The organism is Tolypothrix sp. PCC 7712, from assembly GCF_025860405.1.
GTDB lineage: Bacteria > Cyanobacteriota > Cyanobacteriia > Cyanobacteriales > Nostocaceae > Aulosira > Aulosira diplosiphon.
In genome coordinates this window covers 8123088-8142235 of the sequence record NZ_CP063785.1, presented here as the reverse complement: position 1 = coordinate 8142235, position 19148 = coordinate 8123088, and the positions used below count along the sequence as shown (strand labels likewise).

General features: G+C 39.8%; 18 protein-coding genes. 10 read left to right on the top strand and 8 right to left on the bottom strand.

Features of this window, described 5'->3' with window-relative positions:
* Window positions 1–108: 108 nt before the first annotated feature.
* The gene (gene hemW, locus HGR01_RS33070) at window positions 109–1293 is read right to left on the bottom strand and encodes a radical SAM family heme chaperone HemW (RefSeq protein ID WP_045868055.1); all 1185 of its coding nucleotides are present in this window, start codon (window positions 1291–1293) and stop codon (window positions 109–111) included.
* Window positions 1294–1543: 250 nt separating this feature from the next.
* On the opposite strand from hemW, the gene HGR01_RS33065 reads away from it, so the two are divergent.
* On the top strand, window positions 1544–2620 hold the full coding sequence (locus HGR01_RS33065; protein ID WP_045868056.1) for a PIN/TRAM domain-containing protein: 1077 nt from the start codon (window positions 1544–1546) through the stop codon (window positions 2618–2620).
* Window positions 2621–2905: 285 nt separating this feature from the next.
* Here HGR01_RS33065 and HGR01_RS33060 read toward each other — a convergent pair whose 3' ends face one another.
* The 4 genes from HGR01_RS33060 to HGR01_RS33045 form a co-directional block, all read right to left on the bottom strand.
* Window positions 2906–4729 (bottom strand): ATP-binding protein, encoded by a 1824-nt coding sequence (locus tag HGR01_RS33060; RefSeq protein WP_063749808.1) that lies wholly within the window; start codon window positions 4727–4729, stop codon window positions 2906–2908.
* A gap of 228 nt (window positions 4730–4957) precedes the next feature.
* The gene (locus HGR01_RS33055) at window positions 4958–5344 is read right to left on the bottom strand and encodes a VOC family protein (protein WP_045868057.1); all 387 of its coding nucleotides are present in this window, start codon (window positions 5342–5344) and stop codon (window positions 4958–4960) included.
* A gap of 70 nt (window positions 5345–5414) precedes the next feature.
* On the bottom strand, window positions 5415–6695 hold the full coding sequence (locus HGR01_RS33050) for a vWA domain-containing protein (protein ID WP_045868058.1): 1281 nt from the start codon (window positions 6693–6695) through the stop codon (window positions 5415–5417).
* On the bottom strand, window positions 6692–7948 hold the full coding sequence (locus tag HGR01_RS33045; protein ID WP_045868059.1) for a vWA domain-containing protein: 1257 nt from the start codon (window positions 7946–7948) through the stop codon (window positions 6692–6694). The genes HGR01_RS33050 and HGR01_RS33045 overlap by 4 nt, the downstream gene beginning before the upstream one ends.
* Window positions 7949–8288: 340 nt before the next feature.
* Between HGR01_RS33045 and HGR01_RS33040 the strand changes: the two genes are divergently transcribed.
* From HGR01_RS33040 to HGR01_RS33000, 9 genes are all read left to right on the top strand, one after another.
* Complete coding sequence (locus HGR01_RS33040) at window positions 8289–8951, top strand: ATP-dependent Clp protease proteolytic subunit (protein WP_045868060.1); 663 nt, start codon at window positions 8289–8291, stop codon at window positions 8949–8951.
* Between the two features lie 101 nt (window positions 8952–9052).
* Complete coding sequence (locus HGR01_RS33035; RefSeq protein ID WP_045868061.1) at window positions 9053–9646, top strand: ATP-dependent Clp protease proteolytic subunit; 594 nt, start codon at window positions 9053–9055, stop codon at window positions 9644–9646.
* Window positions 9647–9885: 239 nt separating this feature from the next.
* Window positions 9886–10521: a J domain-containing protein gene (locus tag HGR01_RS33030; protein ID WP_045868062.1), complete on the top strand. Its 636-nt coding sequence runs from the start codon at window positions 9886–9888 to the stop codon at window positions 10519–10521.
* A gap of 554 nt (window positions 10522–11075) precedes the next feature.
* Window positions 11076–11336, top strand: a complete 261-nt coding sequence (locus HGR01_RS33025; RefSeq protein ID WP_045868063.1) for a MoaD/ThiS family protein — start codon at window positions 11076–11078, stop codon at window positions 11334–11336.
* Window positions 11336–11476 (top strand): hypothetical protein, encoded by a 141-nt coding sequence (locus HGR01_RS33020; RefSeq protein WP_264264492.1) that lies wholly within the window; start codon window positions 11336–11338, stop codon window positions 11474–11476. The genes HGR01_RS33025 and HGR01_RS33020 overlap by 1 nt, the downstream gene beginning before the upstream one ends.
* An 18-nt stretch (window positions 11477–11494) precedes the next feature.
* Window positions 11495–11917 (top strand): DNA polymerase, encoded by a 423-nt coding sequence (locus HGR01_RS33015; protein ID WP_045868064.1) that lies wholly within the window; start codon window positions 11495–11497, stop codon window positions 11915–11917.
* Window positions 11918–12186: 269 nt separating this feature from the next.
* On the top strand, window positions 12187–12432 hold the full coding sequence (locus HGR01_RS33010; protein ID WP_045868065.1) for a DUF1902 domain-containing protein: 246 nt from the start codon (window positions 12187–12189) through the stop codon (window positions 12430–12432).
* A 147-nt stretch (window positions 12433–12579) separates the two neighbouring features.
* Window positions 12580–13974 (top strand): TldD/PmbA family protein, encoded by a 1395-nt coding sequence (locus HGR01_RS33005; RefSeq protein WP_045868066.1) that lies wholly within the window; start codon window positions 12580–12582, stop codon window positions 13972–13974.
* A gap of 348 nt (window positions 13975–14322) precedes the next feature.
* On the top strand, window positions 14323–15723 hold the full coding sequence (locus HGR01_RS33000; protein ID WP_235623004.1) for a hypothetical protein: 1401 nt from the start codon (window positions 14323–14325) through the stop codon (window positions 15721–15723).
* A gap of 86 nt (window positions 15724–15809) precedes the next feature.
* Here HGR01_RS33000 and HGR01_RS32995 read toward each other — a convergent pair whose 3' ends face one another.
* The 3 genes from HGR01_RS32995 to cobA all read right to left on the bottom strand — a co-directional run bounded on the left by HGR01_RS32995 (window position 15810) and on the right by cobA (window position 19083).
* Window positions 15810–16076: a hypothetical protein gene (locus tag HGR01_RS32995; RefSeq protein WP_228045725.1), complete on the bottom strand. Its 267-nt coding sequence runs from the start codon at window positions 16074–16076 to the stop codon at window positions 15810–15812.
* A gap of 708 nt (window positions 16077–16784) precedes the next feature.
* Window positions 16785–17381: a dephospho-CoA kinase gene (gene coaE / locus HGR01_RS32990; RefSeq protein WP_045868069.1), complete on the bottom strand. Its 597-nt coding sequence runs from the start codon at window positions 17379–17381 to the stop codon at window positions 16785–16787.
* A gap of 121 nt (window positions 17382–17502) precedes the next feature.
* Window positions 17503–19083, bottom strand: a complete 1581-nt coding sequence (gene cobA, locus HGR01_RS32985) for a uroporphyrinogen-III C-methyltransferase (protein WP_045868070.1) — start codon at window positions 19081–19083, stop codon at window positions 17503–17505.
* Between the last annotated feature and the right edge of the window lie 65 nt (window positions 19084–19148).

Below are 19148 nucleotides of genomic sequence, written 5' to 3'. Positions count from 1 at the left end.
TCTACTTAAAGATAATAAGATTATTTTAGATTGTTCTATCCAACTTAATTCCATCACTGGATTTTAACGGATAATTTAATATGTTGTTAGTACATTTAGTCTGAATGCTTATTCACCAAATTTAGAAAATAAATCTGCTAAAACTACATTAGAAAATAAAAATCCTTGGGGATCGGTTAGACGTAATCTTTCATTTATTACCTCTACCCAGCCTTTTATTAAATATGGCTGTAGGAATTTCTGAAGTTCTTCTAGTTTATCTTCGCCAAAATCCGCCGCTAAAGCTGCTAAACTCACGCCTTTAGCCAAGCGTAAGCCTAACATTAAGGTTTCTAATAACACTTCATTTGGTGGTGTGATTTCACAATCAACGACACAACCAGCTTTTACCCATGCGTAATACTCTTTGGTTTTACGTGGACGTGTGAAACGCTTACCTTCAATATAGCTGGCTGCACCCATACCAAAACCATAATAAGGACGATTTTCCCAATAAACCCGATTATGCTGACATTGATGTCCAGGCTGGGCATAATTGGAAATTTCATAATGTTCATAACCTGCATCAGTCAAAGTTTGCTGTGCCATTTGGTACATTTTGACTGTGGTTTCATCTGTGGGTAAAGGATTCGCGCCAGGTTCATAGTATCGGCCAAAGGCTGTACCTGGCTCTATGGTAAGGTCATAAATCGAGATGTGAGTTGGTGCGATCGCCACTGCTTTAGCTAGGGAATCTTGCCATTGCTCTAAAGACTGATGCGGTAAACCAGAAATTAAGTCTAAACTCAATTCGGGAATCTCGACTTTGCGGACTAATTCCACAGCTGCAAAAATATCTGCAATTGAGTGCGATCGCCCAGCGAGTTTTAACAACTCTTCTTGAAATGCTTGTATACCTAAACTGACACGATTCACCCCTAAACTGCGGTACCCTGCTATATGTGCTAAATCAAATGTCCCTGGGTCTATTTCCATAGAAATCTCTGACCCAGGTAAAATGCCAAAATGCTGCTCTAAAGCTGTTAATATCTGCTGTAACTGCTCTATTGATAGCAGCGAGGGTGTTCCACCACCGAAAAAAATTGTCTTTAAAGGTTCACCAAATCTTGGTGCGGTAGGAATTTCCTGAGTTAGCACTTCTACATATTGAGAAATTGCATTAGATGTTTCCCCGCGCAAGCGATCGCCCACAACAGATATGGGAAAATCACAATAAAAGCACCGCCGTCTGCAAAACGGAATATGCACATAAGCAGAAGTGGGAGTGCTATAAAAATTAACTTTTTGAGGCATTGTAAGAAACAATAAAATTCATCATACTGAGAATGACAAACGATAAAAATTAGTAGTTTATTTACAAGTATTATCGTTTTACAACAAAACAATTAAAAATATGAAGCTAAAACTATTTGGTTATAATATTTGCAGATATTACCTGCTTAAACCCCTAGAGTTAAGTAAACATTTCTAAAGCTATTTGCCTATGAAATAAAAAATACTTACACTTTTTCGGTTAATACAGTTGCAGGAAAACCACAAGATCATGCTTGATGCCATTATTATTCTCTCATTCATCCTAGCAGCATCGGGAATTGGGTTCTACAGCATTGAACTACTACCCAATGGCTCGCTAGACCGGGTAACAAATTTAGAAGCCTTGCGCTTAGTGGTTGCCGTCTTTGCTGCAATCATTGGTGGTGCAATTGGGCTAAGTTTCCAAACTACATATCGCCGCCTAGAAGCACAAGTCCGAGAAATGCCTCTAGAAGTAATTTTAACGCGTGCTATTGGTTTGGTGATTGGGTTATTGTTAGCCAACTTAATGCTTGCACCGTTATTTTTATTACCCATTCCCCCAGATTTTAGTTTTATCAAGCCTTTAGTAGCAGTGGTTGGCAGTATTATATTGTCGGTCACTGGTATGAATTTGGCAGATACCCACGGACGCGGCTTATTGCGGTTTATTAATCCCAACACCGTAGAAACGATGGTAGCAGAAGGTACTCTTAAACCTGCTAATACTAAAGTTTTAGATACAAGCTGTATTATTGATGGTCGGATTGAAGCACTGTTAGAAACTGGGTTTCTAGAAGGGCAAATTATCGTACCGCAATTTGTCTTGCAAGAATTGCAACAAGTAGCTGATGCGAGTAAAGACCAAAAACGGGTACGGGGAAGAAGAGGATTAGAAATTCTCAACCGCATTAAAGAAGCTTATCCAGAACGCATCCTGATTAATCCCTCTGATTACGAAGATATTCCCACTGTTGATGCGAAGTTAGTCAGATTCGCTCAAGATATCAACGGCACATTGCTAACTAACGACTACAACTTATCAAAAGTTGCTAGCGTTCAGAAAGTGCCAGTTTTAAATGTCAATGACTTAGTTAACGCTGTCCGTCCCACCTATTTACCTGGCGATAACCTTGATTTGAAAATTCTCAAAGAAGGTAAAGAACCCAGCCAAGGAATCGGCTACCTAGACGATGGCACAATGGTTGTCGTTGAGGAAGGTAGTGGTTATGTAGGTGGTGAACTGCGAGTAGTAGTCACTAGTGCTTTGCAAACTACAGCAGGACGCATGATATTTGCTAAACCACAGGCTTCAGCATTGGCATAAGACAATAGAATGTTTAATCCATCTGAATTGGCGATCGGTGCAGGTTAACTGCACCGATTATTTATTGGATTCATGAGGATAATGTAATCAGCAAAGTTTAAAATTTATTGATTATTGGTAACTGTCTAGGTAGGGGTGTAAGAATTATTTTATTGCAAGAATAATTATGGTAGTTTGCATAAAAGTATTGTCTGACTTTAAGGGCAAAGTTGTTCACGACCATTGGCAACCCTATGCTTCTTCTCACTTACTCAAGAAAGTCAGGCAAAGCGATTGATTATTTTTTTATTTGGAAGTCCTTGAGACGGGTAAGGTAATAATAAATTCTGTAGATTGATCGGGAGTCGAGTGGACGTGAATTGAACCTCCATGTTTTTCCTTGATTACTTGATAGCTAATTGATAGCCCTAAACCTGTTCCTTTACCCACAGGTTTGGTAGTAAAGAAAGGGTCAAATAAACGCGATCGCAATTGTTCTGGAATGCCAATGCCGTTATCCCCGATAATAATCTGCACCTGGTTTTCTTCTGTCTTGGCTGTGCGAATCCAAATTCGATTAGGGTTACTAGTGATCTCCGCGAAACTGCGACCCCGATTGCTCTCTTCCACAGCATCGATCGCATTCACAATCATATTGATAAACACTTGGTTAATTTCTTTAGCGTAGCATTCTACCAATGGTAGCTCACCATACTCCTTAATCACTGCAATTTCTGGACGTTCAGCCTGTGCTTTCAGTCGAACTTGCAACAGCATTAAGGTATTATCAATGCCTTCGTGGAGATTCACAGCTTTGTATTCTGATTCATCCAACCGCGAAAAGTTACGTAATGATAGGACGATTTGGCGAATCCGTTCCGAACCAATTTTCATTGATTTCAAAATGCTATGTAAATCTTCACTTAAGAAGCTAAATTCTAATTCTTCTAGTTCTAATTGTAGCGATGCGGGTGGATGAGGGTAGTGGGATTGATAGGCACTTAATATGTGCAGTAAATCTTGTGTATGTTGATGAATATAATCTAAGTTGCCATGAATAAAATTAATCGGGTTATTAATTTCATGGGCAACTCCTGCTACCAATTGTCCCAACGCTGACATTTTTTCGGATTGAACTAATTGCGTTTGAGTGCGTTGTAGCTTTTGCAAAGTTGTTTCCAGATTTCCCTTCTGTTCACGCAGTTGGTTTTCCATCTGTTTGCGATCGCTAATATCTCTAGCTACGATCACTACTTTGTCTTCACCCATGCAAGCGATATTGCCATCAAACCAAATCTCACGCTCGCCGATTAGTAAACTATATTCAATTTTCTGCGCTTTTTTAGTGGCGATCGCTTGTTGAATGTTCCTCACGAAATAATCAGCCATATCAGGCGGAAAAACTTCATGGGCAGTTTTGCCGATAATTGCGGTAGGAGGTTTGTATAGTAATGGTGCGCTACTAGGAGCAACTTGCAGGTATCTGCCATCTACATCTGTGACAATAATCACATCTTCAATGGCATTGAATAATGCTAATAGTTGCTCGCTTTTTTCTTCCGATTCCTCAGTCCGGGCTGCAACTTTCTGTGCTAAATTGCGTGAATATGCTGTTAATTGGCAATACAACTGAGCATTTTTCAGGGAAATTGCTATTTGGGCATTCAGGAGTGGAATTAATTGTAAGCGATCGCTTGTAAATGCGTTTTGGAGGGACTTATTTTCTAAGTACAGAACGCCAATTAATTTTTCTTGCTGCGTCAGGGGAGTACATAATACCGATTGGGGTTGGTGGGTGGTAAAGTAGCAATCGCCGGCAAATTCCACTGTTTGACTGAAGTTGTCTAACACAGCCATCTGTTGTGTCTGCACTACCGCATCAATTAAAATCTGAGGTATTTCTTGGTATCGCTCAAGGGGTATTTCTAAACTTTGGATCTGTTTGGTATCTCCTTGTGCCACTACTAACCATTGTGTATCTTGGTAAAGAATTAAACAACCAATTTGCGCTCCCATTGATGCGATCGCTATCTGCAAAAAAGTTGTCAATATTTTCTCTAATTCTATTTCTCCTGATAACTGATATAGCTCTGCACTCATTTCATCTTCAGGAATACTTACTAGAGTCATATCCTACTACCCAATTATTGATACTTTCTAGATTTAGTATTCCCAGATATGCAGCAGAGATTTAGTCTAACTTCCCACGGTGGAAATGTACTCAACAGACTTTAAAAGCATCGATAGCCAAAGTGTAAAAATTGCCGCGATGGTGAATCAAGATGTGGGTTTTGATGCAGGCAAGAAATTGCAATTTTACCAAGTAGTGTAGCTTTTATTTAATTTAAGAATTAAACATTAGCTCTCATAAATTTCTAATGGCAAGTTATCCGGGTCTTTAAAGAAAGTAAATTTTTTGCCTGTAATTTCATCAATTCTCATATTCTCAACTTCTATACCTTGCGATTGTAAATCAATCACAGTTTGCTCAATATCATCAACTGCAAATGCTAAATGTCTTAACCCACAAGCTTCAGGCGTGCTAGGTCTTTGCGGAGGATTAGGAAAAGAAAATAATTCAATTTGGCTATTCTCGCCGACTCGTAAATCTAGCTTATAAGAATTGCGGTGTGCGCGAAAAGTTTCTTCAATAATCGTAAATCCTAAAACCTCTACATAAAACTTTTTTGAGCGTTCGTAGTCAGAACAAATGATGGCGATGTGATGAATGCCATTGATTTTCATAAATTACGAATTACGAATTACGAATTACGAATTACAAATTACGAATTACAAATTCTACTCACCCAAGCAATTATTCTTGTAAAACTGTCTTTGAGACAATTCTAGTTTTCTTCCGGTCTGCTTCCGAAAGTTCTTCCCCAGCTTGTAGGCGAGTAGCGGAAGTTTGTAATACTGTGGCTGCGCCTGTATCTCCTATTTGCAGGGCGGTTTTGGCAGCTGTTTGCAACATTGTGGCTGCACCAACGCGATCGCCTTGTTGTAATTTTGCTTCGGCTAATTGAGTTTGGCGATATTTGGCTAATGCCAAAATTGATTGCTGTACCTGGGGATTAACTGTTGGTTGGTAAACTCGCACCACATCTGCATACACAGGTGCGATCGCAGATAGTAAGCCTTGTTTATCTAAGGCTGGATCGTCGTAGCGGATTTGAATTTGCCCGATCTCTTGTCTACCTTCTGGTAACTGACCAAGATAAATATTGGCTAAAACTAACCGTTCTACATCTTGCATTAAGTCTCCCAAGCGCACCGCAAAGCGGCCATCAGCTTCTTGTTGCACTGGTAACTCAATTGTATCTGGGGAAACTTGGGCGATGGGTTTGAGTTCTGCTAGCCGCACATTTGGCATTAAGGACAGTAGCAAATAGGCGTTAGTTAACCCTACAGATTGAATACGTCTAAATAAACGACTAAATTCATCAACTGCTTGTTCTGGATGCTCAATATAAGCTAAAGTCCCACCACCAGCATCGGCAATTTTTTCTAGTAAATCCTGGTTCCAGTTAGTCCCAAATCCCAAAGTATTCAGAGTCAGGTTCAACTTAGCCGCCTTGTGCGCGAGTTCCAGACAGCGTTTGTTGTCATCGGGGCCTAACTCCCACTTCCAAATTTTCAAGCTGCTTTCACCCTGTCCATCTGTGAGTAAAAAAGCCTGGGAAACAGTTCCTTTGGTTCCTTTCATCAGTTCTGTAATTCCCAAGCCTAAACCCTCAGCAATTACCGTCCCACCGCTAGCGTTAAGTTTGCTTTTAATCTGTTTTTTGATGCTGTCTAGGTCTTGGACTTCTTGGTTAGGTACAATCACTTCAGCCGCACCAGCAAAGGCGACTACCGAAATGCGATCGCCAACTTTAAGTTGATCGACTAATCCCTCGACTGCTTGAATCACTGTGTTGATGGGTTTTCCATGCATGGAACCACTTTTATCGAGAATCAAGCATAAATTCAGGGGAAGATAGCGATCATATTCCCCCGCAATCGCAGAAATCGCAATTCCTAGTTGACGCTGGCTACTCGATTGAGCCAGATCGATATTAGTATCACTTAGCGCCGACAGTAATTTTACTTTCATGGGCGGGGTGTATCTTGCAACACGGTTTTGGAGACAATTCTGGTTTTCTTGCGATCGCTTTCAGATAACTCTTGGCCAGCTTGCAATCTGGTGGCGGAAGTTTGCAACACTGTGGCTGCTCCTGTATCTCCCATTTGTAAGGCAGTTTTCGCAGCAGTTTGCAGCATAGTGGCTGCACCAGCGCGATCGCCTTGTTGTAATTTGGCTTCTGCTAACTGAGTTTGGCGATACTTCGCTAATGCCAAGATAGACTGTTGCACTTCAGGATTAGCCGCTGGTTGGTAAACTCTGGTGACATTGGCATAAACTGGGATGTTGGGTGTCAACAAACCCATTTGGTTACTAGCTGGATCGTCATAGCGGACTTGCAAATTGGCGATCGCTTGTTTCCCTTCGGGTAATTGTCCCAGATAAATATTAGCTAAAATTACTCGCTCTGCATCTTTCATCAAGTCTCCCAGGCGCACAGCAAATCTGCCATCGGCTTCTTGTTGAAAGGGTAACTCAATTGTATCGGGGGAAACTTGGGCAATGGGTTTGAGTTCCGCTAGCCGCACATTTGGCATCAGGGAGAATAGTAAATAAGCATTTGTCAAGCCAATTGTTTGAATACGGCTGAACAGACGGCTAAATTCATCTACTACCTGATCGGGTTTTTGAATATAAGAAAGTGTACCTAAACCAGCATCGGCAATTTTTTCTAAAACATCCTGATTCCAGTTGTCACCAAAACCCAAGGTGTTTAAAGTCAAACTATAATTAGCAGCTAATTGGGCAAATTTCAAACAGCGATCGTTATTGCCATGTTCATTCTCACCATCAGTTAACAAAAAGACTTGGGAAACGGTATCTTTTTTGCCCTTTGCCAACTCCTCAATGCCCAAACGCAAACCTTCATCAATTGCTGTGCCACCATCAGCAGTTAGGCGGTTAATTTGTCTTTTAATATATTCTGGATCTTCAATAACTTGATTAGGGATTAGGACTTTAGCCCGGTGATCAAAAACTACAACCGTCAAGCGATCGCCTGGTTTAAGTCTATCAACCAAACGAGTTGCTGCTTGCTTGACAGTTTCTAAAGGTCGCCCATTCATCGAACCACTATGGTCGAGAATTAAGCATAAATTTAGCGGCACATTGCGATCTACAACTTCTGCGATCGCGGAAATGGAAATTGCTAACTGACGCTGACTATTCGTTTGATTGGCATCTAAATTACTATCATTTAGGGTCGGTTGTAAGTTAACTTTCATAACTCAAAGTTCCTAGTTAGGATACAGATATTTATAAATAACTTCAAAGCGTAACATTAGCGCTACGGAAAATAAATAGATTTATAAGCTGTAACGTTTTGAAATGTCAAAAGTCACAGAGACAGGTCTCAAATTTTTTGAGCTTTGATTTTTGACAACCTTAACGAAAAAATATGCAACTTAAAATCGCAGTAGCTTATATTCAGAATATCTTAGAAGCTAAGGATTGGCAGATGCTCACCCCCATGAGCCATTAGCCAGAAATCCACACCTTGAAGATAACTAGCATCACGCTAGTATGTATTACAGTTAACGGCATAATTTCAGGCGCTCAGTTGCTATGGACATTTCCCCCATCAAGGCTGTTCAAGCCCCCTATTACGGCGATAACTCTTACCGGACACCGCCGCCAGATTTACCCTCACTCTTATTAAAGGAGCGAATTGTCTATCTGGGGATGCCACTGGTGCCAGCTGTCACGGAATTGATCGTCGCTCAACTCCTTTATTTACAGTCTGACGACCCAGACAAGCCGATTAAAATTTATATCAACTCCACCGGTACATCCGGTTATAGTGGCGATCCCATTGGCTTTGAAACCGAAGCCTTTGCCATTTATGACACCATGAAATACATCAAGCCACCCATCCATACTATTTGCATCGGTTCCGCAATGGGTATGGCAGCGATGTTACTTGGTGCTGGTACAAAAGGTTGCCGCGCTAGTTTACCCAACGCCACCATTATCCTGCATCAGCCCAAGAGCTACGCCCAAGGACAAGCAACGGATATTCAAATTCGGGCGAAGGAAGTTTTGGCAAACAAGGCTTCGATGGTTGACATCATACATCGCACCACCGGACAACCCCCAGAAAAAATTACCAAAGATATGGATCGCCTCTTCTACATGACTCCTTATCAAGCCAAGGAATATGGTTTGATTGACCGAGTCTTTGAAAAAGAAGAACTGGCAAATCCACCTCTACCTGCAAGCATTCTTTAATTTGTCATTTGTTATTTGTCCTTTGTCCTTTGTCTAAAAACTCATGACGAATGACGAATGACTAATGACTAAATACTTAAATTACAAACGGAGTAGCGAAAATGCCTATAGGTGTTCCTAAAGTTCCTTACCGGATGCCCGGCGGTCAGTTTACTGATTGGATTAGTATCTACGATCGCCTGTACCGGGAAAGAATTATTTTCTTGGGGCGTGACATTGATGACGAAATAGCCAACCAAATTATTGCCGTTATGCTATACCTGGATTCCGAAGATCCAGGTAAAGATATTTATTTGTACATCAATTCCCCTGGTGGTATGGTCACCTCAGGCTTGGCGATATATGATACCATGCAACACATCAAATCTGATGTGGTAACAATTTGCGTCGGTTTAGCCGCTTCTATGGGTTCTTTCCTATTGGCAGCGGGAACCAAGGGCAAACGCATGGCATTGCCTCATTCACGGATTATGATTCACCAACCTTCTGGTGGTACCCGTGGACAAGCAACTGATATCGAAATTGAAGCTAGAGAGATTCTGCGGATTCGTAACCAGCTCAATCAGATTTATGCCAACAACACAGGTCAGACTCTAGCCAAAATTGAAAAAGACATGGATCGTGACTTTTTTATGTCTGCCGCCGAAGCGAAAGAATACGGTTTAATTGACCGCGTGATTGAAGAACGTCCGTAAGAGGTAGGGGCAGGGGGCAGGGGGATGAGGGAGATGAGGGGGATAAGGAGAAATTACTATTACTAATTACCCAATCCCCAATCCCCTATGCCCCATGCCCCATGCCCCATGCCCCATGCCCCATACCCAAGACAAATTGTTAAAACTGAACTTACACTTAGAAAATTACTTTTTATTATTAAAAACTCAACTTAAAGCTTTTTGCTTTAAGCTGAATATTCGCTAGCTCATAGCTCAAGATGGATCTTGGAGATTGCTACCGTTTATTGGGTTTAAGAACAGGAGCCTCTTTTGCCGACATCAAAACGTCTTATAGACGATTGGCGCAGCAATATCATCCTGATATCAACCCAGATGACAACCAAGCTAAAGAAAAGTTTATTGCCTTAACCGAGGCTTACAAATTCCTGTTGACGGTAGTAATACCAGAAGACACTTTTGGCGAAAAGTCGAGTCAACAGCCAGTATCTAAGGCTGAGGCAACAAAGACAGCTTCTCAGCCGCAAGAGAAAGCCACTGCTACTTCGGTAAAAACGCCAAAGCCACCGACTACACCAAAGCCGCCCAGCGTGACTGCCATAGAACAACGGCTAAAATGGAAGACTTATGAGCAGTTGCAGCGCTTTTTAAAAGAAAAAAGATTTCCTCAAGCGATCGCACTCGCAGAGGCTTTAGCAGATCGTTTACCAGATGATGCAGAAGTTCGCCAGTGGCAAGCGATAGCTTATCAACTTTGGGGAAGAGTGCTAATTGATCAACACCAAGTGTTAAAGGCCAGAATTTATCTGAAAAAAGCTTTAAAAACTGACCCCAACAATAAAGCTTTGTGGAATGAGGTGCAACGCGATTTCCAGCGCTTAGATCAGATTTTTTAAGATATTAGGGTAGGCAATAGCAAAAAAAATCAATTATCTACTATCTTTATATAGGAATCCGCTTTGATTCCTGAAATTATTTGCGTAGGGAGGGAACAGGGAACAGGGAAGAAGAAATAAAAGTGTACTTAGGTTTTTTCAAAAATCAAATATGAGTCCTATATTATTAGTGATGCGTTAGGCAAAATGCTTAACGCATCATACTTTTTGCAATTATTAGAGTGATATTTATAACTATAAAATCTGATTTTTTCAGATTTTATATAAATTGTATTAACACACTTATCTGAGTCAATCTATAATTCTCTATATTAAGGTAGTTTTATTTAGATACTCATCTGGATTATCTGCATACTATCGGCGTTTATCAGCTTTTATTGGCAGTTATTCATTCATTATTTGAAATTTTTACATAAGTCTGTAGTATTATATTTTTAGGCAAATTTTTTGTTTTTAAATTACAGTAAACTCCAACACAATCACCCTAATAGGTAAAAGTTACTTTGGGTAAATAATCCCTGAATATGATAGTCAGGGAATAATAAGTTTTATTTATGTCAAATTCTTCAATCAGTATAACCGTCAAGTTATTTGCTGCTTATCAAGAAGCGTATGGGACATCAGAACTAGTATTAGAATTTCCCAACGGTACACCAGTGAAAGCAGTATGCGATCGCTTGATTAGCGATCGTCCAGAACTAAAACAATTTCGAGACATCACCCGGTATGGGATTAATCTTATATTTGTGGAACCAGATACCCCTCTTCAAAATGGTGATGAAGTGGTATTAATTCCCCCAGTTAGCGGCGGTTAGTGGTCAACAGTCAACAGTCAACAGTCAACAGTCAACAGTCAACAGTCAACAGTCAACAGTCAACAGTCAACAGTCAACAGTCAACAGTCAACAGTCAACAGTCAACAGTCAACAGTCAACAGTCAACAGTCAACGTTTGATATCTTGACAAATACCAAATGCCAAATAATCAAAACAAACCAATTGTTTGGGTGCATGGAGACTGTCTGAGTCCCTACAATCCTGCATTGCAAAAATACCCTGATGTGCCAGCTATTTGGGTTTGGGACGACGATTTAATAGAAGAATGGCAACTCAGCCTAAAACGCCTCACCTTTATCTACGAATGCTTGCTAGAGTTACCTGTAGAAATTCGCCGTGGCAATGTTGCTCAAGAAATTTTAACCTTCGCCCAAGAGCATAATGCCAATTTAGTTGTGACAGTCACCAGTCCCAGTCCCCGCTTTACTGATATCTGCAAGTTGGTGAAATCGTCTTTAGCGATAGAAGTGCTAGAGGTAGAACCATTTTTTGATTACGACGGCTATATTGACCTGAAGCGCTTCTCACGCTACTGGAAAGTCGCCCAGAAATATGTTTGAGACTAGTTAGCTCAGACAGCTAGCTGTGTTGTCACTTAAGGGATAAAGTGGCCGAAATTAAAGGATAAAGTGGCCGCCTTAAAAACCTGCAATGCTTATTTTTGCGTCACCCTAATTTCGCCATACTTTACAAGCGATCACACTCAATTCTCTCAAATACGCTTCTGTCATAGGTTCTGTTCTGCGGCCACTTATTGCTTTAAAAACGGTCACTTTATCTTTTAAGCTACATGTGTTCTAAACTGAAACTAAGTTGTAAACACTCAATGATGACTCAAGTCACATTTAAGGTAGAAGCATTTTGGGACTCAGATGCACAAGTCTGGGTTGCAACTAGTGATGATGTGCCTGGATTAGTGACAGAAGCTTCTACGATTGAAGTTCTGACGCAAAAGTTACGAGAGATAATTCCAGAACTGATCATTCTCAACAAAATTGTTCATCAAAACTATGTAGGTTCTATCACCTTTGAATTAACCAGTCATCGCCAAGAGTTGATAGAGGTAGCTTCATAGATGAGTGTGTCATTTACTCCTGCGTTAGTACTTATCTTGTGCATCCAAGACTGTAATTTTGTACCACTACTAATTTTGGAACTCACTAGCAGAAATTGCGCGAATAATTAGAAAATAAATGCAGTTCGTCATGCTTACTACCTGGAAATGCCGACTAAACTTGCTGATGCACAAAATTTGCTTTCTGACCTAATCGCCCGCTACTCATCTCAAGTAGATTATTTGATGATCCGCCTGGAAGAAGCAGAAGGTACAGACATCTTATTGCGTGGTGATAAAGTAGAAACACTAAGCGAGGGTATCTCCATTGGTGGACATATTCGCGCTTGTTATAAAGGTGGGTGGGGTCTAAGCTGCTTTAATCAGCTTTCGACAATTACAGCACGGATTGAAGAAGCGATCGCAGCTGCACGCATGGTGGGAGATGAAGAAACCATACTAGCCCCCATTGAACCGATACAAGCAATATGCAGTCTACCCTTAACCGGGACAGACCCGCGCAAAATTTCTCTGATTCAGAAAAAAGAATTGTGCGATCGCTATTCTGAGTTACTCAAAAGCGTTGATCCCCGGATTAGTACTACTTCGGTACGCTACGGTGATAGTTCCCAAAAAATCATCCTGGCTACCTCAGAGGGAACATTTATTGAGCAATCTTGGGTGGATATGGAAATGCGCTTCGCCGCCACTGCAAGAAACGGCGAAACTGTACAAACAGGAAGAGAAACTACTGGTTCTCGCAAAGGCTATGAAGACTTAACTCATTTAGACGCACAAGTTAAAAATGCAGCCGAAAGAGCGATCGCAGCTTTATCTCTACAGTCAGTTAAGGGCAATACTTATACTGTGGTTATTGACCCCATATTAACTGGTTTGTTTGTTCATGAAGCTTTCGGGCATCTTTCGGAAGCAGACATGGCTTACGAAAACCCCGATTTATTGGAAGTCATGACAATCGGACGGCGATTTGGCCCAGAAGAACTACAAATTTTTGATGGTGCTGCGCCTCCAGGACATCGTGGTAGTTATTTTTACGATGATGAAGGTACACCAGCCACCACCACCCAACTCATTAAAGATGGATTTTTGGTAGGAAGATTACATTCTCGTGAAACCGCAGGCAAATTAGAGGAACCACCTACAGGCAATGCACGTTGTCTCAACTATCATTTTATGCCCATTGTGCGGATGACAAACACATGGATTGAACGGGGTACAACACCAGTTGTAGACTTATTTAGCCATATTAAAGAAGGAGTATATGCCCGTAATTGGCTAGGTGGCATGACAAATGGTGAAATGTTTACCTTTAGTGCTGGTGAAGCATGGATGATTAGAAATGGCAAAATTGCTGAACCTGTGCGTGATGTCACACTTTCAGGAAATGTTTTCCAAACTTTAGCTGATATTGAAGCCATTGGTGATGACTTTTACTGGGATGAATCTGGAGGTTGTGGTAAAGGTGGACAAAATGGTTTACCTGTAGGTTGTGGTGGCCCAAGTCTACGAATTCGAGATGTAGTAGTTGGAGGCGAAGCTTAAAAAATTCATAATTTGTAATTAATAATTCAGTTTGAAACATAGAATTTTAATTACGAATTACGAATTAAAAATTACGAATTAAAGGCATATTTACCTGCACCAATTAGCAAGCTCTAAGCTATGCTTTTAAGCATAGGGTAAACACATTTTATTTTTAGCTGTTCTCACTATTCAGAACGGTTTGCATAATTTTCATGACATAGTATTCATGGAAATTTTTTGACATTGGTCATGCTTTGCGTAAATCCTGTTGAGTTTTGATTGGCATCAACTAACAGAGGGGAATTCTACAATCAAAACGCTTTTGTTCTGTTGTTAAACAGCATTTAGCGTGAGAGGTATTTAATTGTGGATAACGCTTCCAAGACGCAAAGCAATGCCAGTATTCCCCTACTGAGCAGATTAAGTTTAAGAGTTACAAAAAAAAGAGTATTTACTAGCTTAATTTTATTGTTGGCTGGCATCAGTTTGGGTAGTTTCTGGTTTTACAACAGATATAAAGTTGCCAATAAAATGGTAGCCAAACTCCAAGAATTATCTAACGCTGAGTATCCAGGAAATCCAGCATTATTGAGCAAAAACTATCAAAGATATTCTAACCGCAAGTTAACTATTATCAAGAGAGATGATACTCACTTCGATTTTGTACTAGAACCAAACAACAAAACCACAGCAAAAATAGTCATTAAAAATATTGACCTAAAACTCTTAGTACCCAAGACCCCAGAATGGCTCAAAAAAGATAAAGATTTAGCATTAATTACTTTGATTGAGCGTGAATGGAACCGACAACAGGTAACTTTTCCTGCTAATTCAGAAAATATCGAAATCATCGGTGGTGATGGTTTTGAACAACAAAATCTCACTGAAATTGCCTTAACTAACAATTGCTTAAATGCTGGTTTTTGGGAAATTGCCCTTTTCACTAAAGAAGATAGCAATAAAACTCTTTACTATCAAGGTTGGTTTGATTTTCCCATAGGGCATTATAAAAATATATTTGAAAATGCCAATAAAATTTCTTATTGGGATTATTGGTGGAGATTAGAACATTGGCAAGAACCAAGCGGTGCAATTATTAAGAATAATCTACTCAGAAATGTAATTAATGAAAAGTTAGCTTTAACTAATTTCCCTCTGGATGAAAAGATAATATCATCGGGAGAACAGAGCAGAAAAGTACGCACCACGCTGACAAAAAACCTCACCACTTGGAGAGATTTTTATAGCAATCAGCAAGAAATTCAATTTGCAACTTTTCGTACCCCAGGATTTTATCAGCCAGAACAACCTTGGAATACCCAGTACTGGAGAATCGGTAAATTTGAAAAAGCAACATTGCGGAATATTAAGCCAATTAATAGCCAATCAACTTTACAAGAAATCGAGTTACTATTTAGCGATACGAAGACAGGTGAAAAAAATAGATTGTTGATTGGCGGTGTGAACTTCAAAGATTTGCCAAAGTTGGCAATATCGGATTATACCAAAGGCTTATCTATGCCATTGGGTATCAGCTTACCTCCATTTTTCCAAAGCTACGAAGATTTACAAAATAATCATCCAGATGAAAGTCCCTTCTTTAGCTTTTTGGTAGATTCTCAAAATAGATGGATTAATCATCATCAATTAGGGGTTGATGGTTCAATTATGCATCTGGATAAAGATAACCCCAATTTATTGCATCTTTATTTACTTTCCTATGAAAGGAATACCTTAATTGCACACTTTCTCGTAAATCTTGAATAAATGATGCATAACTAATAAGATAGCCGAATTATGAAATAATTCGGCTATCTACTGCTTTTATAAAAAATTCTGAGTTTACTCAAATTTCAGTCCAATTTGACTTGCTTCACTAAAGCTATCCACATATCAGATGGATTTGAGTAATAATCAATTTCTTCAACTTGATATTGATAAGGTTGACAGCCAGACTGTACCAGAATGTAATCGCTGGGTTTAATACCTTTTCCTGTACCAGTCATGTAACCACCTAAGCCTCCGTGTAATTGATCAAAGACATAGTCTCTACCACGGACTAATTGGCTATAATCATGTATTTTATGCTTTTGTTTTGATTCATTTAATATAACAAGCATTGGTAAGAACCCACTTACTAAACTGAAGCTGAAATTAAGACCTGTTTTAATAAGAGACATAGTGAGTTCTCCGCAAGGTTACTTTGATAACGAGGGTCGTAACAAGGTTTTAGAACACTAAGCCGAGAGAAGATTGTGTATGAAATCTAATTAGGGAATAACCTTGAAATTTATTGAATTACAAACAAAACAATATCCTATAAGGGCAGCAATTACCCCATATAGTTTAGTTAGTCTTGCTTATTTTTTTGGATAAACCTTAACCTTTAATTCAGCTAAGGAATATCTAACCCAAGTTTTATCTGCACCCTATAAAAATGTAAACTAAAAAACAATTAGCATTTTTTTAACCAGGTAAAAATAATTCTATACTATTATTTAGAATTATTTTTCTCAAAAGTAAATTAGGGCATATATTTTAACTTGTTACAATTTACACTATTTGTGATACTAAAGCTCCATAGTTCATAGAAACCAGAAGTATCCAATCTGTAACTAGCTAATTATCTACCCTCAATATAGAATGCGCTCTTAATAAATAGTCTACATTAAGAGTAATCTCGCCGTCTACTGTAAAATTACGAAGATATTGTGTAGATTTGATTGATATTGAAGTTTTTTATGTGGAATATTGGTCTATTAATTAATCTACCAGTATCGAATATTTTGCCACTAGCGATCGCATGTATTTTAAGCAACAAAAATCTTCTATTTGGAGCTATTTGCTTTCAGTGCCTCGTCTACGTGCTTAAGTAATGATTCTACGGAAAATGAGTTATTTAATACATAATCTGCTGTAGCCATTTTTTCTTTAATGGGCATTTGGCTAAGTATTCTAGCTTGTGCCTGTTCCTTGTTTAAGTGATTTCTTTGTATTAATCTTTGCATCTGCTGTGATTCGGAACAATACACTACCCAAATTTCTGTCACTAAATTAGTCATGTTCGCTTCAAACAACAGAGGTATGACTAATACTATTGTTGGTGCCGAGGATTCCGCAATTTCTTGGAGGAAGCGATCGCCTACATACGGATGAATCAAACTCTCTACCCAATGGCGTTCCTCTGAAAGATGAAAAATAATTTCGCCTAACTTTTGGCGGTTTAAGTTACCATCTGGTAGTAAAATCTCTGAGCCATAACGTTGAGCGATCGCACTCAGAATCGGTGAACCTACAGACACCGCATCTCTAGCATAAATATCTGCATCTAATATCGGTAGATTGTAAGCACTAGCTAAGTAATTAGCGACAGTACTTTTACCTGTAGCAATACCTCCAGTTAGTCCAATAATCCGTTTGTTCATTTGTCATTTATTCGTGTTGTCTTGTCGCTTTATCGTGTGGTTTGGTGTTTGGTGTTTAGGATTGGTATTCTATATCTTCCCATTACCAATTACCAATTACCGATTACCTAGTCCCCAATCCCTAATCCCTATTTTTCGCCCAATTAATTAAAGCTTGAGTTAAGCCATCTAAAGTATATTCTTCGGCTTCTACATCTACGCGTCCAATTAAAGAATGACAAGTTTTGGAGGTTTGGGGGCCAATGGAAGCAATACAGACTTCTGCTAAGATATCCAAGTGATTGGTAAATCTACTACTAATTAGTTGGCAGAAAAACTGTACAGTTTTAGAACTGGCAAAAGTAATTATATCTACTGAGTGATTTTGCAGAGCTAATTCGGCAGCTTGGGGAATAGTACTAGGACAGCAAGACTGATATGCTGCAACTTCTATGACTTCTGCATTCTTAGCAGTTAATTCCTTCACTAAAACTTCTCTACCGCCGCTTTCCACTCTAGGAAATAACACCTTTTTCCCCGCTAGATTCTCTGGGAAGTTTTCTACTAAAGAATCTGCAACAAAATTAGGGGGAATAAAATCGGGTTGTAAACCTCGTTGTTTGAGACTTTGGGCAGTCTTTTCGCCAACGACAGCAATTTTAGTATTGGCTAAAGTACGTGCATCTTTGCCCTGTGCGGTTAATCTATCAAAAAAGTAGTCTACTCCATTGGTAGAGGTGAGAATTAACCAGTCGAATTGAGGTAAATTAGCGATCGCACTATCCAAAGCTTCCCAACTCGAAGGGGGGCCAATTTCTAAAGTAGGCATTTCAATTACAGTAGCACCTACAGCTGTGAGGCGATCGCAAAATTGGCTTGACTGTCCAACTGCACGGGTGACTAAAATTGTTTTACCACAAAGAGGGAGCTGAGAGTTGCCTGACATAGTAGAAGGGCTAAAAGTTTGGGCTAAAGTTAAATTCTCTGAAGATATTGTCTCAGGTTGTAAGTAATTGCGTAGCCCCACCACCTCACCAATTACTATCACCACAGGCGAAAGAGATAAGCCAGCCGTCTGTTCGAGAATATTACCCAGTTGGGCTACCCAAATTTGTTGGTTGGGAGTACCAGCCCAACGAATAATTGCAATTGGTGTCAGACGCGATCGCCCTTGCTTAATCAGGCGATGTACAATCTCTGCAAGATGCTGTCCACCCATCAATATCACTAAGGTTTCCAGCCGTGACAGTGCTTCCCAATCTAAAGCCTCTGGTTCATGGGCTGTCAAAACGGCAAAGCAACGGCTTAAAACTGGATCTGTCAGAGGAATAGCTGTAAGTAAAGGTGCAGCTAAAGCCGAAGAAATTCCTGGTACTACTGCAAATGCACAGCCAGCAGCTTTCAAAGCTTCAATTTCCGCCGTACAGCGCCCAAAAATAAACGGATCGCCTGACTTTAGTCTAATAACTCGTTTTCCTTGCTGACAATAGCTAACTAATAACTTGTTAATCTCAGCTTGGTTGGTGCTGGGTTTACCGCCACGTTTACCGACATCTACCTTTAAACAATCAGGCGGTACAAGCTGCAATAATTGCTCATCTACCAGGGCATCGTATACCAACACCTGAGCTTGCTGCAAAAGATTGTAAGCTTTTACCGTGAGGTATGCCACATCTCCTGGCCCAGCACCGACAAGGTAAACTTTACCCATTGCATCAATCATGGCTGAGATTTTTTACTGATATGATTTCCTTTAAATTACTCTTACAGATTTTGCAGCTAAATCAA

Coding starts and splice junctions, on each gene's coding strand:
- coaE (WP_045868069.1), bottom strand. CDS start 17,381: ATGAACAAACGGATTATTGGACTAACTGGAGGTATTGCTACAGGTAAA.
- HGR01_RS33015 (WP_045868064.1), top strand. CDS start 11,495: ATGCCAAATAATCAAAACAAACCAATTGTTTGGGTGCATGGAGACTGT.
- HGR01_RS33010 (WP_045868065.1), top strand. CDS start 12,187: ATGACTCAAGTCACATTTAAGGTAGAAGCATTTTGGGACTCAGATGCA.
- HGR01_RS32995 (WP_228045725.1), bottom strand. CDS start 16,076: ATGCTTGTTATATTAAATGAATCAAAACAAAAGCATAAAATACATGAT.
- HGR01_RS33060 (WP_063749808.1), bottom strand. CDS start 4,729: ATGACTCTAGTAAGTATTCCTGAAGATGAAATGAGTGCAGAGCTATAT.
- HGR01_RS33050 (WP_045868058.1), bottom strand. CDS start 6,695: ATGAAAGTAAAATTACTGTCGGCGCTAAGTGATACTAATATCGATCTG.
- hemW (WP_045868055.1), bottom strand. CDS start 1,293: ATGCCTCAAAAAGTTAATTTTTATAGCACTCCCACTTCTGCTTATGTG.
- HGR01_RS33025 (WP_045868063.1), top strand. CDS start 11,076: ATGTCAAATTCTTCAATCAGTATAACCGTCAAGTTATTTGCTGCTTAT.
- HGR01_RS33065 (WP_045868056.1), top strand. CDS start 1,544: ATGCTTGATGCCATTATTATTCTCTCATTCATCCTAGCAGCATCGGGA.
- cobA (WP_045868070.1), bottom strand. CDS start 19,083: ATGATTGATGCAATGGGTAAAGTTTACCTTGTCGGTGCTGGGCCAGGA.
- HGR01_RS33045 (WP_045868059.1), bottom strand. CDS start 7,948: ATGAAAGTTAACTTACAACCGACCCTAAATGATAGTAATTTAGATGCC.
- HGR01_RS33055 (WP_045868057.1), bottom strand. CDS start 5,344: ATGAAAATCAATGGCATTCATCACATCGCCATCATTTGTTCTGACTAC.
- HGR01_RS33005 (WP_045868066.1), top strand. CDS start 12,580: ATGCCGACTAAACTTGCTGATGCACAAAATTTGCTTTCTGACCTAATC.
- HGR01_RS33030 (WP_045868062.1), top strand. CDS start 9,886: ATGGATCTTGGAGATTGCTACCGTTTATTGGGTTTAAGAACAGGAGCC.
- HGR01_RS33040 (WP_045868060.1), top strand. CDS start 8,289: ATGGACATTTCCCCCATCAAGGCTGTTCAAGCCCCCTATTACGGCGAT.
- HGR01_RS33035 (WP_045868061.1), top strand. CDS start 9,053: ATGCCTATAGGTGTTCCTAAAGTTCCTTACCGGATGCCCGGCGGTCAG.